The following is a 15,781-nucleotide window of genomic DNA, read 5'->3' as shown; positions in this document are numbered from 1 at the left end:
CTGAAAAGGCCGGTTTTTTTATGCGCGGGATTTGCCTTCAGTCGTTGAAGTCTTCCCAGCCGCCCATCTGTTTCCACCGATTGACGATGCCGCAGAACAGCTCGGCGGTCTTCTCGGTGTCGTAGCGGGCCGAGTGGGCTTCACGCCCGTCAAAGTCGATACCGGCCGCCTGGCAGGCTTTGGCCAGAACGGTCTGACCGTAGGCCAGGCCGGCAAGCGTTGCGGTGTCGAAACTGGAGAACGGATGAAAAGGGTTGCGCTTCATGTCCAGCCGCGCCACGGCGGCGTTCAGGAAGCCCAGGTCGAAACTGCTGTTGTGGCCGACCAGGATCGCACGTTTGCAGCCATTGGCCTTCAACGCCTTGCGCACGCCACGGAAGATATCGGTCAGCGCCGCTTCTTCACTTACCGCCATACGCAGTGGGTGGTCGAGCTTGATCCCGGTGAATTCCAGGGCAGCGGCTTCGATATTGGCGCCTTCAAACGGCTCGACGCGGAAGAAATGGGTGTGTTCCGGGTACACAAAGCCCTGTTCGTCCATGCCGATGGTGGTTGCGGCGATTTCCAGCAAGGCGTCGGTGGCGCAGTTGAAACCACCGGTTTCTACGTCGATGACAACCGGAAGATAACCGCGAAAACGCTCGGCCATCGGATGGCGCGAGCCGCCACCGCCGTGCTCTTGTTCGTCGTCGTAATGGTCTTCACTCACTTGCTTTCCTCCAGCAGGCGCCAGCGCAGTGTTTCACCGGCGCGCAGCGGGATAACGGTCAGCTCGCCAAACGGCAGGCTGGCAGGGGCGGTCCAGTCTTCACGGACCAGGGTAATGCGTTCGGTATTCGCCGGCAGGCCGTAGAAACGCGGGCCGTTGAGGCTGGCGAAACCTTCGAGTTTGTCCAGCGCGTTACGCTGTTCGAAAGCTTCGGCGTACAACTCGATGGCGGCAAACGCGGTGTAGCAGCCGGCGCAGCCGCATGCGGCTTCCTTGGCGTGCTGGGCATGTGGCGCAGAGTCGGTGCCGAGGAAGAACTTCGGGCTGCCGCTGGTGGCGGCATCCAGCAGTGCCACCTGGTGGGTATTGCGCTTGAGGATAGGCAGGCAATAGAAATGCGGCCGAATCCCGCCCACCAGCATGTGGTTGCGGTTGTAGAGCAGGTGATGAGCGGTGATGGTCGCGCCAACGTTGGCCGACGCTTCGCTGACGAACTGCACCGCATCGGCGGTGGTGATGTGTTCAAACACCACTTTGAGCGTAGGGAACAACTCGACCACACGACGCATGTGTTCATCGATGAAGATTTTTTCGCGATCGAACACATCCACGTCGCCACGGGTGACTTCCCCGTGGATCAGCAATGGCATGCCGACCTCCGCCATGGCTTCGATCGCCGGCAGGATCTTGTCGATACTGGTTACACCGGAATCGGAGTTGGTGGTCGCACCTGCCGGGTACAGCTTGGCGGCGTGCACATAACCGCTGGCCTTGGCTTCACGAATTTCTTCAGGCTGGGTGCGGTCGGTCAGGTAGAGCACCATCAACGGTTCGAAGCGGCTGCCGGCCGGTCGTGCAGCGAGGATGCGCTGGCGATAGGCGTCGGCTTCTGCGGCATTGCGCACCGGAGGTACCAGGTTAGGCATGATGATGGCACGGCCAAACGTGCGGGCCACATCGGCCACGGTTTGGGGTAACGCAGCACCATCGCGAAGATGAATATGCCAGTCGTCGGGACGCAGCAGGGTCAGGCGGTCGGACATTGGGGATTCCAGGCGGGTCAATCTGGTGGGAATGCTACCGGAAAAGACTCTTGCAGGCACTCGCTATCAAGTTTTGCCGGATGCTACCGATATCTCCGGGTATGCCTTAACGATGTATGACGCTTTGAAGTGTTGTAGAAACCAGTGGAGCCTCCCGTGCGCCAGTATTATCTAGCCCTGCTCAGTGTGTTCGCCAGCCTGCCTGCGGCGGCCCTCACGTTCCAGACACGTCTGGAGAATATTGAGTGGAAGGTAGAGGGCGATCAGTTCGAGTGCCGCCTGACCCAGCCGATCACCGATTTCGGTTCCGGTGAGTTCGTGCGCCGGGCCGGCGAGCAGGCAACGTTTCGTCTGAAAACCTATGGCGGCACCCTCGGCGCCGGCTCGGCAACCTTATTGGCCGCGGCCGCGCCGTGGCAGCCGGGCCGAGGTGATATCAACCTTGGGGCCGTGCGTGTCGGCAGCGGCGACGTCCTGTTCAATAGCTCCCAGGCCCAGGCCGGCCGCCTGTTCACGGGTTTGCTTGAAGGGCGCAGCCCGACCGTGCGGCATTACGGGCGTCAAGGCGGCTACTCGGAAATTCGCCTGCTGCCTGTGAAGTTCAACAAGGCGTACAACGATTATCAGGTGTGCACCACCAAGCTGCTGCCCATGAATTACGACCAGGTCAAACAGACTGAAGTGGGCTTCCCCGGTGGTGGTATTGAGCTGGACGCGGCGGCCAAGAAGAAGTTGTCGGTGATCCTGGCATTCATGAAAGCCGATCCCACGGTCAATCATGTCGAGTTGAACGGTCATTCCGATAACAGTGGCAATCGCCTGACCAACCGTGACGTCTCACGGCGCCGCGCCCTGGCGGTGATGGACTACTTCAAGGCCAACGGCATCCAGGAATCGCAAATCACGATGCGCTTCCATGGCGAAAGCTACCCCTTGGCGCCCAACACTAATGCCGCCAACCGTGCGCGTAACCGCCGTGTAAATATTCAGCTTGAGCGGGTGGCTGCCCCAGAGAAACCGGCGCCTCAGGCCACTGCGCCGAGCAACCCGGCGGCTACCTCATAAGAGGCGACCATCGGTCGCCCACTCGACATAATCTGTCGCTTTATCTTCATTTGCTGTCGCGCCCCTGTAATTTCACGGTTTTGATCGGTAGAATCGTCGCCTTTCCGTACAACCCCGTGGAGTGATGGCATGGCCGACGTAAACAAGGTCGTTCTCGCGTATTCCGGCGGCCTGGACACTTCGGTGATCCTCAAGTGGCTGCAGGATACTTATAACTGTGAAGTGGTGACCTTCACCGCTGACCTGGGTCAGGGTGAAGAGGTCGAACCTGCACGTGCCAAGGCGCAAGCCATGGGCGTGAAAGAGATCTACATTGACGACCTGCGCGAAGAGTTCGTCCGCGATTTCGTTTTTCCGATGTTTCGCGCCAACACTGTCTACGAAGGTGAGTACCTGCTGGGTACCTCCATCGCACGTCCGCTGATCGCCAAGCGCCTGATCGAGATCGCCAACGAAACGGGCGCCGACGCCATTTCTCACGGCGCCACCGGCAAGGGCAACGACCAGGTACGTTTCGAACTGGGTGCCTACGCACTCAAGCCAGGCGTTAAAGTCATTGCGCCGTGGCGTGAATGGGACCTGCTGTCCCGTGAAAAGCTGATGGATTACGCTGAAAAGCACGCTATTCCAATCGAGCGCCATGGCAAGAAGAAGTCGCCGTACTCAATGGACGCCAACCTGCTGCACATTTCCTATGAAGGCGGCGTGCTGGAAGACACCTGGACCGAGCACGAAGAAGATATGTGGAAATGGACGGTCTCCCCGGAGAACGCTCCAGACAAGGCGCAGTACCTGGAACTGACTTACCGCAACGGCGACATCGTTGCGCTGGACGGCGTTGAAATGACCCCGGCCACCGTACTGGCGACCCTGAACCGTATCGGCGGTCAGCATGGTATCGGCCGTCTCGACATCGTCGAGAACCGTTATGTGGGCATGAAGTCTCGCGGTTGCTACGAAACCCCGGGCGGCACCATCATGCTGCGTGCCCACCGCGCCATCGAGTCCATCACCCTGGACCGTGAAGTCGCCCACCTTAAAGACGAGCTGATGCCCAAGTATGCCAGCCTGATCTACACCGGTTACTGGTGGAGCCCTGAGCGTCTGATGCTGCAACAGATGATCGACGCTTCCCAGGCCCACGTGAACGGTGTCGTGCGCCTGAAGCTGTACAAGGGCAACGTGATCGTCACCGGCCGCAAGTCCGATGAGTCGCTGTTCGACTCCAACATCGCCACCTTCGAAGAAGACGGCGGCGCCTACAATCAGGCGGACGCGGCAGGCTTCATCAAGTTGAACGCACTGCGCATGCGCATTGCTGCCAACAAGGGCCGCTCGTTGTTCTGAACCGTGCGCCCGTCGTGAAAAATGGCCCCTTTTGCAAGGGGTCATTTTTTTTGCCTGGATTTTAGATGCGGCGCTGTTTATTAGCGTTTAGCGTGTGTTTAAGGATTTTTCCGTAACTTGCGCAATTATTATCCAGTTTATCTTTATGTTTTTAAGGTTGAATGATTTTTTACATCTGAGGAGGAACTATGTCTGACAGAAAATTCACTCATGTAGCTGCAATGGATATGTGAGTTGTTGAATTTTCTGTAGGAATTATGGAAGTGTCGAAATATGTTAAATGGAACTAATGCGGATAGTTTTTTCGGGGCGGTTTGCTGGCGCCATTGCGACAAACAAGGGGTATTTCCTGAAAGACTTGTGCGGCACGTTTACTTTCACTGGCTGATGGTCATGATCTTTCACTCAAAATATGTACGCGTCGAGAAAGGTCTGAAAGCAACCATAAAGCTCTATGCATCTAAGTTGGCGAATTTTTGTAGGCTAATTCCTATCTTCTTGTGGGTTGGGTCTCTGCCTGCTCTTGCTCGGGGGGGAATGCTATGCCAACTAGTAATCGACTAGGCTATTGTGTTTGCTCTAAATAATTCGAACAGCGAAATTGGACTTTCTCATGAATAAAGTGCTGATCGTGGATGATCATCCCGTCATTCGTCTTGCTGTGCGCATGCTAATGGAGCGTCATGGTTATGAGGTCGTTGCCGAGACTGATAACGGTGTCGATGCGTTGCAACTTGCACGGGAACATATGCCGGATATTGTGATACTGGATATCGGAATCCCCAAGCTCGACGGTCTGGAAGTTATTTGTCGGCTGGCTTCGACCAAGCAAGCCGTCTCGTTCAAGGTGCTGGTGCTGACGTCCCAGGCGCCTGGCCATTTTTCCATGCGCTGCATGCAGGCGGGTGCCGCCGGCTATGTGTGCAAGCAGCAGGATCTGACAGAGTTGCTCAGTGCCATCAAGGCGGTGCTTTCCGGCTATAGCTATTTCCCGAACCAGGCGCTCAACTCAGTGCGGTCAACCATGGGCAATGCCAGTGAAGCCGACATGGTCGAACGCTTATCGGGACGGGAGATGATGGTGCTGCAGCAACTGGCCCGTGGCAAAACCAACAAGGAAATTGCCGATGGCATGTTCCTCAGCAACAAAACCGTCAGTACCTACAAGACGCGCTTGCTGCTCAAGCTCAATGCCAGGTCCCTCGTGGACCTGATCGAACTGGCCCAGCGCAACGGCTTGGTCTAGGAGGATATTGCCCCCCTTGAATACCCGTGTAACCGGCAGAAAAAAGCCTCCGGCAGGGAGGCTTCCGGCCGTCAACGGCTCGATCAGAGATCGAAGTCGTAATCGGCCAGCTGTTTTTGCAAGCGTCGCTCTTCCAGAAGATTGTCGATAGTGCGGCGTTTGCTTAAATTGGTCTTGGCCACCTCTGCCACAGGTGCCTCTACCACATCGTCATCCGACTCAACGAGGTCGTCTTCCACTTCCAGTTGTTCGTTGCCAGCGCTCATAAGGTCAACTCCAGGCTAAGACTGCCGTTGGGGCTCCTTATAGCGATAATCCGCGAACGGGTAAAAAAGATTTTTTCAATCGTCTGATCACAAAAACCAATGATCGCTCAATCGTCGGAGGTCTTGTCCTTGTATTCGCACAAGTCTTCGATACGGCAGCTGCCGCAGCGCGGCTTGCGGGCCTGGCAAACGTAGCGTCCGTGCAGGATCAGCCAATGGTGGGAGTCGAGCAGATAGGGCTTGGGCACGAACTTCATCAATTGCTTTTCCACCTCAACCACATTCTTGCCCCGTGCAATGCCGGTTCGGTTGCTGACGCGGAAAATGTGCGTGTCCACCGCCATGGTCAACTGCCGAAACGCCGTATTGAGCACCACGTTTGCCGTTTTGCGGCCCACGCCAGGCAAGGCTTCGAGGGCTTCGCGGGTTTGTGGTACCTCGCCTCCATGCAGCTCCAACAGCAGGCGGCACGTTTCGATCACATTCTTGGCCTTGCTGTTATACAGGCCGATGGTCTTGATGTATTCGGACAGGCCTTCCACACCCAGAGCGTAAATCGCGGCGGGTGTATTGGCCACGGGGTACAACTTCGCCGTGGCCTTGTTAACGCCGACGTCCGTGGATTGAGCCGAAAGAATCACCGCAATCAGTAATTCGAACGGTGAGGAGTAGGCCAGTTCGGTTTTCGGTTCCGGATTGTCTTCGTGAAACCTGCGGAAGATTTCCAGGCGTTTTGCGGCATTCATAGGGACAGACGTTTCCTTGCAGGCGGTCGGCGTGATGTTAGTAATACACAGCGCAGTGGGTCAGCCGTTGGCCTCGGCATCTTGCAGCGTTTGCTCGGCGTCATTCAATGCAGCTTTCAAGGTTGCCAATTGATGCTCGTCAGCATGGTGATCCTGAGCCTTTTTCAACGCTGCACGGCGCATGGCCAGCTGGATTTTTGCGCGCTTGAACTCGGCGCTTTTAGTGGTCGTCTTTGGTGGCTGCGGTGAGCTGTTGGCCTCCAGTGCGGCAAGCGCCTGCTCGGATGCCTCGAACTGTCGCTGCAGCATAATCAATTGCGACTGTTGCTCAAAGGTCGGCGGATGCCCAAACGCTTTCAAGGATTTGTGCAACTGAGCGCGACTCATGGCGACGCTGCTTTTGGCCTGCTTGATCGCAGCGTCCTGAGCGGCCTGAGTGTTATCGACCGGTGCAACCTCCATCGGCGCTGCGCGCTTGGCTCGTGCCAGGCGTTCGGCGAGCTTGCAGGCTTCTTCACGTTGCAGGCGGGCGTTACGTTGTTCGAAGCGTCGCCGCGCCCGGTTGCGTTTGAGGTCGCGTGCACGCCGTTCATCATCGTTGCTGGCCAAGTCACCGACGATAGGCACAACGTCAGCAAGCGGGCGCATCTCGATACAGTCGACAGGGCAGGGCGCAACACACAGGTCGCAACCGGTGCACTCGTCGACAATCACGGTGTGCATCAACTTGGCGGCACCCACAATGGCGTCCACCGGGCAGGCCTGGATACATTTGGTACAGCCGATGCATTCGGCCTCGCGGATATAGGCGACTTGCGCAGGCGCATCTCCACGGCTGGTGTCCAGCTCCAGTACCGGCAGGCGCAGCAGTTGCGCGAGCCCCTCAATGGTTTCCTGCCCACCGGGCGGGCACTTGTTGATGGCTTCGCCTTTAGCGATGCCTTCTGAGTAAGGCTTGCAACCCGGGTGCCCGCACTTGCCGCATTGAGTCTGCGGCAGCAGCGCGTCGATACGTTGAATGAGGTTCATGCTGTGATCATAGCGTGGACGCCCGGCCCAGGGAGGAGGGCAAGCTGAGAAGCCCCGCCGTTAGCAACAGCGGGGCATTTTGCAGAGGTTACTTGATGCGTTGACCCGGCTTGGCACCGCTGTCCGGGCTCAGCAGGTAGATTTCTTCGCCGCCAGGGCCCGCAGCCATCACCATGCCTTCGGAAATGCCGAACTTCATTTTCCGTGGCTTGAGGTTGGCGATCATCATGGTCAGGCGGCCATCGAGCTTGGACGGGTCCGGGTAAGCGCTCTTGATGCCGGAAAACACGTTGCGCTGCTCGTCGCCGATATCCAGCGTCAGGCGCAGCAGCTTGTCGGCACCTTCCACGGCTTCGGCCTTGATGATCAGCGCCACGCGCAGATCCACGGCGGCAAAGGCGTCGAAATCGATTTCCGGGGAAATCGGGTCCTTGGCCAGCTCGCCATTGCCCGCCGGGGTGGATTGGCCGGTATCAGTCTGGCTGGCGACCAGGTCTTCTTTCGAAGCGTCGGTCATTGCCTGGACTTTCACCGGGTCAATTCGGGTCATCAAGGGCTTGAACGCGTTCAACTGATGATTGCCGAGCAAGGTGGTGTGATCGTTCCAGCTCAACGGCGGTACGTTGAGGAACGCCTCGGCATCGGCGGCCAGCAATGGCAGCACCGGCTTGAGGAAGATCACCAACTGACGGAACAGGTTGACTCCGGTGGCGCAGATCGCCTGGACTTCAGCTTCCTTGCCTTCCTGCTTGTTCAGTGACCACGGCGCCTTGTCGGCGATCCAGGCGTTGGCGCGGTCGGCCAGGCCCATGATCTCGCGCATGGCGCGGGCAAAGTCGCGGGCTTCATAAGCGTCGGCGATGCTCGGCGCGGCGGCCAGGAAGGCGTCGGTCAGTTCCGGTGCGGCGTTCTCGGCTACCAGTACACCGGCGTTGCCCTTGTGGATAAACCCGGCGCAACGGCTGGCGATGTTGACGACTTTACCCACCAGGTCCGAGTTGACCTTCTGTACGAAGTCTTCCAGATTCAGGTCCAGGTCGTCGACGCCACGGCCCAGCTTGGACGCGTAGTAATAGCGCAGGTATTCCGGCGACAGGTGGTCCAGGTAGGTGCGCGCCTTGATAAAGGTGCCACGGGACTTGGACATTTTCTGGCCGTTGACCGTCAGGTAGCCGTGCACGGCAATACCGGTCGGCTTGCGATAGCCCGAGCCTTCAAGCATCGCTGGCCAGAACAGCGCGTGGAAGTTGACGATGTCCTTGCCGATGAAGTGGTACAGCTCGGCGGTGGAGTCCTTGCCCCAGAACGCGTCGAAGTCCAGCTCCGGGGTGCGGTCGCACAGGTTCTTGAAGCTGGCCATGTAGCCGATCGGCGCGTCCAGCCATACATAGAAGTACTTGCCCGGCTCGCCCGGGATCTCGAAGCCGAAGTACGGCGCGTCGCGGGAGATGTCCCACTGCTGCAGGCCACTGTCGAGCCATTCGGAGAGTTTGTTGGCCACGGCGTCCTGCAAGGTGCCGCTGCGCGTCCAGGTTTGCAGCATTTGCTGGAAATCCGGGAGCTTGAAGAAGAAGTGCTGCGAGTCCTTGAGCACCGGAGTGGCGCCGGAGATCGCTGACTTGGGATCCTTCAAGTCGGTCGGTGCGTAGGTCGCGCCGCATTTTTCGCAGTTGTCGCCGTACTGGTCTTCGGTGCCGCATTTCGGGCAGGTGCCCTTGATGAAACGGTCGGCCAGGAACATCTTCTTTTCCGGGTCGAAATACTGGGTCACCGAACGTTGGTCGATGTGCCCGGCTTCCTTCAACCGCAGGTAGATCTGGCTCGACAGCTCGCGGTTTTCGTCCGAGTGGGTCGAATGGAAGTTATCGAAGTCCACCAGGAACTCGGCAAAGTCGGCGCTGTGTTCAGCCTGCACATTGGCGATCAGTTGTTCCGGGGTGATGCCTTCCTTTTCGGCGCGCAACATGATGGCCGAACCGTGGGCGTCGTCCGCGCAGACATAAATGCATTGATTGCCGCGATGCTTCTGGAAGCGCACCCACATATCGGTCTGGATGTACTCAAGCATATGGCCAAGATGGATCGAACCATTGGCATAGGGCAGGGCGCTGGTAACGAGGATCTTGCGTGGCTCGGACATGGGGCTCGGCTACTTGATGAAACGGAGGTCGGCCACTATAAAGCGCCGGGAAATTTATTTCACCCCGTGACGCTGTTTCAGTATCTTGCGCACCTTCGAAAGCATGCCGCTCGGCGGCTGGAACGGTTAGGATAGCCGCCTGTTTCAGTCAGTCTTTTTTCGGGAGTAGCCCATGAGCGCCGTCAATCGCGCAGCGGTGGAAGCCGTTCTTCGCCAGTACACCGACCCTTATTTGAACCAGGACCCGGTCAGTGCCGGTTGTGTGCGTGCCATCGAGGTCCAGGGCGACCAGGTGTCGGTGCAGTTGCAACTGGGTTATGCCGCGGGTTTGTTCAAAAGCGGTTGGGCGCAGATGTTGCAAATGGCCATCGAGGGCCTGGACGGCGTGGGTTCGGCCAAGGTCGATATCCAATGTGTGATCGCGCCGCACAAGGCCCAGGCGCAGATCCCGGGCCTGGCCAACGTCAAGAACGTGGTGGCGGTGGCGTCCGGCAAGGGCGGTGTGGGTAAATCGACCACGGCGGCCAACCTGGCCCTGGCCCTGGCGCGGGAAGGTGCGCGCGTGGGCATCCTCGATGCCGACATCTACGGGCCGAGCCAGGGCGTGATGTTCGGCATCGCCGAAGGCACGCGGCCGAAGGTGAAGGATCAAAAATGGTTTGTGCCCATCGAGTCGCTGGGTGTGGAAGTGATGTCCATGGCGTTTCTCACCGATGACAACACGCCGATGGTCTGGCGCGGGCCGATGGTCTCCGGTGCGTTGCTGCAACTGGTCACACAAACGGCTTGGGGCGACCTCGACTACCTGGTGATCGACATGCCGCCAGGCACCGGCGACATTCAGTTGACCCTTGCGCAGAAAGTTCCGGTGGCCGGTGCAGTGATTGTCACCACGCCTCAGGACCTGGCGCTGCTCGACGCCAGGAAAGGTGTGGAGATGTTCCGCAAGGTCAACATTCCGGTGCTGGGTGTTGTGGAAAACATGGCGGTGCACATCTGTTCCAACTGCGGGCATGCCGAGCATCTGTTCGGTGAAGGTGGGGGCGAGAAGCTCGCTACCCAGTATGGCGTTGAACTGTTGGCATCGTTGCCATTGGCGATGGAGATTCGCGAGCAGGCCGATGGTGGCAAACCTACCGTAGCGGCAGAGGCTGATGGGCAGATCGCGATGATCTATCAGGAATTGGCCCGTCACGTCGGTGCGCGGATTGTTTTGCAGGAAGCGACGACGCCGGCGATGCCGACCATTACCGTGAGCGACGATTGATTAGGCTTTAACGGTTACGCGAAAAGCCTGACGATCCGTGGTGCTCTCAGGTTTTTCGCGAGCGATTTCGCTCCTACAGGTGGGGCGCCAATAGGGCTTGCTGCTACTTTGCGTAATGCGCGTGTAAGCATTCGCTTACTTTTCCGTAAGTGTTTGGTTTTTTTAGCGGTTACGTACGTCTTGAATCGACGAAGCTATTATCTAACCTTTTGAAAAATAAAGATTATTTTAATTCTGGCGAGCGAAAAAGTTTGTCAGCCCGCCGTGGGGATCGCGTTGAACTTCTCTGGGAACGCTCTAACATCAGCCCTGTGTCCACGGATTGGCACAGCCATCAAGGAACGATGGTTTGAAGGAACGTCGCAGGATGCGATTCATCAGGATGATGAAAAGGAATACAGGGACTAGGGAAAAAATGTGGGCGGGTCATACCGCCCCTTTTTTTTGCCTGTAGAAAAGTGAATGCAGGCACCCGAACGCAAAAAAGGCCCTCAAGGGGCCTTTTTTTGTTGGGCAGCGGCGCTTTAGCGCTCTAGTTGCTCAATTTTGTTGGGCTTGCCATCCCATTCAGCGGCATCCGGCATCGGATCTTTGCGCTCGGTGATGTTTGGCCACACTTCGGCCAGCTCGACGTTCAATTGAATGAATTGCTCCATGCCCGCAGGCACTTCGTCCTCGGAGAAAATCGCGACGGCCGGGCATTCTGGTTCACACAGGGCGCAGTCGATGCACTCATCCGGGTGGATAACCAGGAAATTCGGGCCTTCGTAGAAGCAGTCCACCGGACAGACTTCTACGCAGTCGGTGTACTTGCACTTGATGCAGTTGTCGGTGACGACGAAGGTCATTTCTAATTTTCTCCTCAGGCGGCGGCAGCGAAACCCCTTGTGGTGGGGTTCGCGAGGTTTGAGAGCGATAGTCTGCGGACCAGGCTAAAAGCCCGCAGCATCCCAAACCGCGCGAGATTCTATCAGCTTGCAAGCGTCTGCGTTATATCCGAGTCTTCAGTGCATATAACATTTCGAGCGCTTTACGCGGCGTCAAGTCATCCAGGTCAAGTTTTGCCAACTCATCCAGCACTGGATGGGGCAAACTGGCGAACATATCGCTCTGGTGCGGCGCGGCAGGTTTCTTGCTGGCCTTGGCAGGGCTGGCGACCACGGTTTCATGGGGCAGCGCCGTTGTTTCCAGGCGGCTGAGGTGTTCGCGGGCACGGGTGATCACCTCGTTCGGCACACCGGCCAACTGCGCCACAGCCAGACCATAACTCTGGCTCGCCGGCCCTGGCAGCACATGGTGCAGGAACACGATGCGCTCGTTGTGCTCGGTGGCATTGAGATGCACGTTGGCCACCAGCGGCTCGCTTTCCGGCAACACCGTCAGCTCGAAGTAGTGCGTGGCGAACAGCGTGTACGCACGCAGATGCGCCAAGCGTTCGGCCGCGGCCCAGGCCAGGGACAGGCCGTCGAAGGTGCTGGTGCCGCGGCCCACTTCGTCCATCAGCACCAGGCTGCGTTCGGTGGCGTTGTGCAGAATGTTGGCGGTTTCGCTCATTTCCACCATAAAGGTCGAACGGCCGCCGGCCAGGTCATCGCTGGAGCCGATCCGCGTGAAAATGCGGTCTACCAGGGACAATTCGCAACTGGCTGCCGGTACGAAGCTGCCGATATGCGCCAACAACACGATAAGCGCGGTCTGGCGCATGTAAGTGGATTTACCACCCATGTTCGGACCGGTGATCACCAACATGCGGGTATCGTCGTCCAGCGACAGGTCATTGGCGACGAACGGCGTGGTCAGCACCTGCTCTACCACCGGGTGACGACCTTGCACGATACGCATGCACGGTTCGCTGACAAACCGTGGGCAATTGAGGTCCAGGTTCAGCGCACGTTCGGCGAGGTTGCTCAATACATCCAGCTCCGCCAGGGCGGCGGCGGTGTCTTGCAACGGCGCCAGGCGGCTGATCAAGTCCTCGAGCAAGGCTTCGTAGAGCATTTTTTCCCGCGCCAGGGCGCGGCTTTTGGCTGACAGCGCCTTGTCTTCGAACTCTTTGAGCTCAGGGGTGATAAAACGCTCGGCGCCTTTGAGGGTCTGGCGACGTTGATAGTCGATAGGCGCCGACTCGGCCTGCTTGCTCGGCAGCTCGATAAAGTAACCATGCACGCGGTTGTAGCCGACCTTCAGGTTGGCCAGGCCCGTACGGGCTTTTTCGCGGGCTTCCAGGTCGATCAGGAACTGCCCGGCGTTTTCGCTCAGGGATTGCAGCTCATCCAGCTCGCTGTCGTAGCCGGTTTTCAACACGCCGCCGTCACGAATGATCGCCGGCGGGTTGTCGATAATGGCCTTTTCCAGCAGCGCCGCGAGGTCCGGGTAAGTGCCAGCGGTGACGGCAAGCTGTTGCAGGTGCGGCGTGTCCAGTTCGGTCATCGCGACTTGCAGCTGCGGCAGGGCGCTCAAGGCATCGCGCAGGCGCGCCAAGTCGCGGGGCCGCGCATTGCGCAGGCCGATCCGCGCCAGGATGCGCTCGATATCGCCAATCTCTTTCAGTTGCGGCTGCAGTTTTTCAAAGCGATAGCCGTCGAGCAGGCAGGTAATGGAAGACTGGCGCGCTTGCAGCACCGTCAAATCCCGCAGCGGACGGTTCAACCAACGGGTCAGCAAACGGCTGCCCATCGCGGTCTGGCAACGGTCCACCACCGATTGCAGGGTGTTATCACGCCCACCGGCCAGGTTGGTGTCCAGTTCCAGGTTGCGACGGCTGGCGCCATCGAGCACCACGGTATCGTCGAGACGCTCATGGCGCAGGCTGCGCAAGTGAGGCAGAGCAGTGCGCTGGGTTTCCTTGGCGTAGCTGAGCAAGCAGCCTGCGGCACCGATGGCCAGGGTCAGGGTTTCGCAACCGAAGCCTTTAAGGTCCTGCACCGAGAACTGCTGGCACAGACTTTTCAGCGCAGAGTCGCGCTCGAAATCCCACGGTGCACGACGCTTGGTCCCACGACGTTTCTCTGCCGGCAAGTCCTTGGGCCAATCATCCGGAATCAACAACTCCACCGGATTGATACGCTCAAGTTCCGCCAACAGGTTCTCCCAGCCCTTGATCTCCAGCACGCTGAAGTTGCCGCTGGTGATATCCAGCACCGACAGGCCGAACAAACGCTCATCGCCCAACACCGCCGCAATCAGGTTGTCGCGACGCTCATCCAGCAACGCCTCATCACTCACCGTGCCCGGCGTAATAATGCGTACTACCTGACGCTCCACCGGCCCTTTACTGGTGGCCGGGTCGCCGATCTGCTCACAGATCACCACCGACTCACCCAGCTTCACCAGCTTGACCAGGTAGCCTTCCAACGAGTGGTAAGGAATCCCACACATCGGAATCGACTGCCCCGCCGACTGCCCGCGCGCGGTCAGGGTGATGTCCAGCAGCTTGGCGGCCTTCTTCGCGTCTTCATAGAAGATTTCGTAGAAGTCGCCCATGCGATAGAACATCAACTGATCAGGGTGCTGGTTTTTCAGGCGCCAGTACTGCTGCATCATCGGGGTGTGGGAGGACAGATCTGAGGAGTTTTTACTCATTGGGTAATAGGCAAATTCGTTGAAAGTGATGGGGCAAAGGGGGCGCTTGGCCCAGCATTTTTGCGATGGCGGCAAGGTTAACACGCGAGGTCGGACCTTCGCAGGTCGCAAGCGGCCAGGTAAACCACGAAAGCGGTGCCGCCTCAAGAAACACCAACATAACCGTGGCGAGGGGGCTTGCTCCCGGTGGAGCGCGCAGCGTCCCTGGAAAATGGCTGCTACGCAGCCGAGCGAGAGCAAGCGCCCTCGCCACAGGTTAGCGGTTCAATCAGGCATTGCAGCAGCGTTAGACAATCCGGTCAGAGCCCTGAAAATCAGGGGCTGACTCACGCGCATTCATATCTCAATACGAGATAGAAACGCAGGTCGTGAATACGACCAGACTATTTGGATCTACGCCCACTGGCCGGAAACAACCCTCTGATCACCCCAAGAAACGCAGCAAACAAATTGATTGAAGTCGCCGTAGTGATGGCAATCACTACATTGTCCGAGAACGGCGCTTTACCCGAGTAATACGTCGACCACCCATTCCAAACCAAAAGAACCGCCCAGAAGATCACACCGCAGGCGGCAAACCAGAATGCACGTCCCGCATACTTCTTGCGCAGTTGCCGTTCGGCCTTCTGGTCTTTTAGGTTCTGGTTTCTTTCATCGTCGGTGCCTATGGCTTGCTCGCCACCGGCTTGGGTGTCCTGGTCAGGCCCTGCCGCGGGGGGCAGGGTGAGTTCCAGGTTGTCGAGTTCTTCACTCACGGATGCGGCTCTTTGGGTGAATGAGTGTTGCCATGTCTTCCCAGTCGATGGCGGAACCGTCGGCACCCTTGAGGGCCCAGGCTGTGCCGTCCTCGTGGGACAAGTTGGACAGTTGGGTGCCGGACCATTTGCCGTATTTGTTAATGATCCGGTCAATCAAACGATGGGTGTAGGTATCGCTCTCAGGAACCCTCGGTGTCACGAAGACAATGTCTTCGGCGTCGGGCTTCAGGTTGCTGAGCAGCGCGGTCACCGGGCGATTACCGTAGGATTTCAACTCATGGTAAAGCGACGGGATGACCGGGCCATATTGCCAGCGGGCGAAGTGGTCATCCATCAGGGGCTGGTCCCGTTCGCGCAAATGCCAGGACTGTGTATAGAACAGCAGTTTCTGCAGCTTCATCGGGGTCAGGCCCGAAACCTTGCCTTCCTTCGCGCGTTCAATGAAGGCGTTAGCAACAGCTAGCGCTGAATAAGCCATGAGCACCTCCGTCGTTGCTGGCTACGTTGTCAAAGAGTTTTATACATAGGCCTTGAGTTGTCGACATGCAAGGTGTTGATCGGCAGCAATACCAAGCTGGCAGAA

14 protein-coding genes are annotated in these 15,781 nt (G+C 58.2%); 4 read left to right on the top strand and 10 right to left on the bottom strand.

Annotated elements, in window-relative coordinates:
• Positions 1-37: 37 nt before the first annotated feature.
• On the bottom strand, positions 38-709 hold the full coding sequence (rnt, locus tag ACTJLA_RS07205) for a ribonuclease T (RefSeq protein WP_003188980.1): 672 nt from the start codon (positions 707-709) through the stop codon (positions 38-40).
• A complete protein-coding gene (pyrC, locus tag ACTJLA_RS07200; RefSeq protein WP_259284999.1) occupies positions 706-1,752 on the bottom strand; it encodes a dihydroorotase in 1,047 nt (348 codons plus the stop codon). The genes rnt and pyrC overlap by 4 nt, the downstream gene beginning before the upstream one ends.
• A 156-nt stretch (positions 1,753-1,908) precedes the next feature.
• Here pyrC and ACTJLA_RS07195 point away from each other — a divergent pair, with 156 nt between their 5' ends.
• From ACTJLA_RS07195 to ACTJLA_RS07185, 3 genes are all read left to right on the top strand, one after another.
• A complete protein-coding gene (locus tag ACTJLA_RS07195) occupies positions 1,909-2,817 on the top strand; it encodes a flagellar protein MotY (protein ID WP_060763748.1) in 909 nt (302 codons plus the stop codon).
• Positions 2,818-2,946: 129 nt separating this feature from the next.
• Positions 2,947-4,164 carry an argininosuccinate synthase gene (locus tag ACTJLA_RS07190; RefSeq protein WP_003188984.1) on the top strand — a complete coding sequence of 406 codons (1,218 nt, stop codon included), beginning with the start codon at positions 2,947-2,949 and terminating at the stop codon, positions 4,162-4,164.
• A gap of 613 nt (positions 4,165-4,777) precedes the next feature.
• Positions 4,778-5,410, top strand: a complete 633-nt coding sequence (locus tag ACTJLA_RS07185; RefSeq protein ID WP_003188986.1) for a response regulator transcription factor — start codon at positions 4,778-4,780, stop codon at positions 5,408-5,410.
• A gap of 83 nt (positions 5,411-5,493) precedes the next feature.
• Here the strand turns inward: ACTJLA_RS07185 and ACTJLA_RS07180 are convergent, their stop codons facing one another.
• From ACTJLA_RS07180 to metG, 4 genes are all read right to left on the bottom strand, one after another.
• On the bottom strand, positions 5,494-5,676 hold the full coding sequence (locus ACTJLA_RS07180) for a PA3496 family putative envelope integrity protein (protein WP_014717144.1): 183 nt from the start codon (positions 5,674-5,676) through the stop codon (positions 5,494-5,496).
• 107 nt (positions 5,677-5,783) lie between these two features.
• On the bottom strand, positions 5,784-6,422 hold the full coding sequence (nth, locus tag ACTJLA_RS07175; RefSeq protein WP_003188989.1) for an endonuclease III: 639 nt from the start codon (positions 6,420-6,422) through the stop codon (positions 5,784-5,786).
• A 60-nt stretch (positions 6,423-6,482) separates the two neighbouring features.
• On the bottom strand, positions 6,483-7,451 hold the full coding sequence (rsxB, locus tag ACTJLA_RS07170) for an electron transport complex subunit RsxB (RefSeq protein ID WP_313041938.1): 969 nt from the start codon (positions 7,449-7,451) through the stop codon (positions 6,483-6,485).
• Positions 7,452-7,539: 88 nt separating this feature from the next.
• A complete protein-coding gene (gene metG, locus ACTJLA_RS07165) occupies positions 7,540-9,591 on the bottom strand; it encodes a methionine--tRNA ligase (protein ID WP_034126469.1) in 2,052 nt (683 codons plus the stop codon).
• Between the two features lie 172 nt (positions 9,592-9,763).
• On the opposite strand from metG, the gene apbC reads away from it, so the two are divergent.
• Positions 9,764-10,858, top strand: a complete 1,095-nt coding sequence (gene apbC / locus ACTJLA_RS07160; RefSeq protein WP_034126470.1) for an iron-sulfur cluster carrier protein ApbC — start codon at positions 9,764-9,766, stop codon at positions 10,856-10,858.
• A 524-nt stretch (positions 10,859-11,382) separates the two neighbouring features.
• Here apbC and fdxA read toward each other — a convergent pair.
• The 4 genes from fdxA to ACTJLA_RS07140 form a co-directional block, all read right to left on the bottom strand.
• On the bottom strand, positions 11,383-11,706 hold the full coding sequence (gene fdxA / locus ACTJLA_RS07155) for a ferredoxin FdxA (protein WP_003172109.1): 324 nt from the start codon (positions 11,704-11,706) through the stop codon (positions 11,383-11,385).
• 142 nt (positions 11,707-11,848) lie between these two features.
• On the bottom strand, positions 11,849-14,440 hold the full coding sequence (gene mutS / locus ACTJLA_RS07150; protein ID WP_057976051.1) for a DNA mismatch repair protein MutS: 2,592 nt from the start codon (positions 14,438-14,440) through the stop codon (positions 11,849-11,851).
• 383 nt (positions 14,441-14,823) lie between these two features.
• Positions 14,824-15,195, bottom strand: coding sequence for a hypothetical protein (locus ACTJLA_RS07145; protein ID WP_054897085.1), 372 nt, complete (start codon positions 15,193-15,195; stop codon positions 14,824-14,826).
• The gene (locus ACTJLA_RS07140; protein WP_034126473.1) at positions 15,188-15,676 is read right to left on the bottom strand and encodes a Panacea domain-containing protein; all 489 of its coding nucleotides are present in this window, start codon (positions 15,674-15,676) and stop codon (positions 15,188-15,190) included. The genes ACTJLA_RS07145 and ACTJLA_RS07140 overlap by 8 nt, the downstream gene beginning before the upstream one ends.
• Positions 15,677-15,781 lie beyond the last annotated feature (105 nt).

This window comes from Pseudomonas sp. 22072, from assembly GCF_052046095.1.
Taxonomy (GTDB): Bacteria; Pseudomonadota; Gammaproteobacteria; order Pseudomonadales; family Pseudomonadaceae; genus Aquipseudomonas; species Aquipseudomonas paracarnis.
Note: the sequence above shows the minus strand (reverse complement) of the source record. Positions and strands in the feature narration are given on the sequence as shown.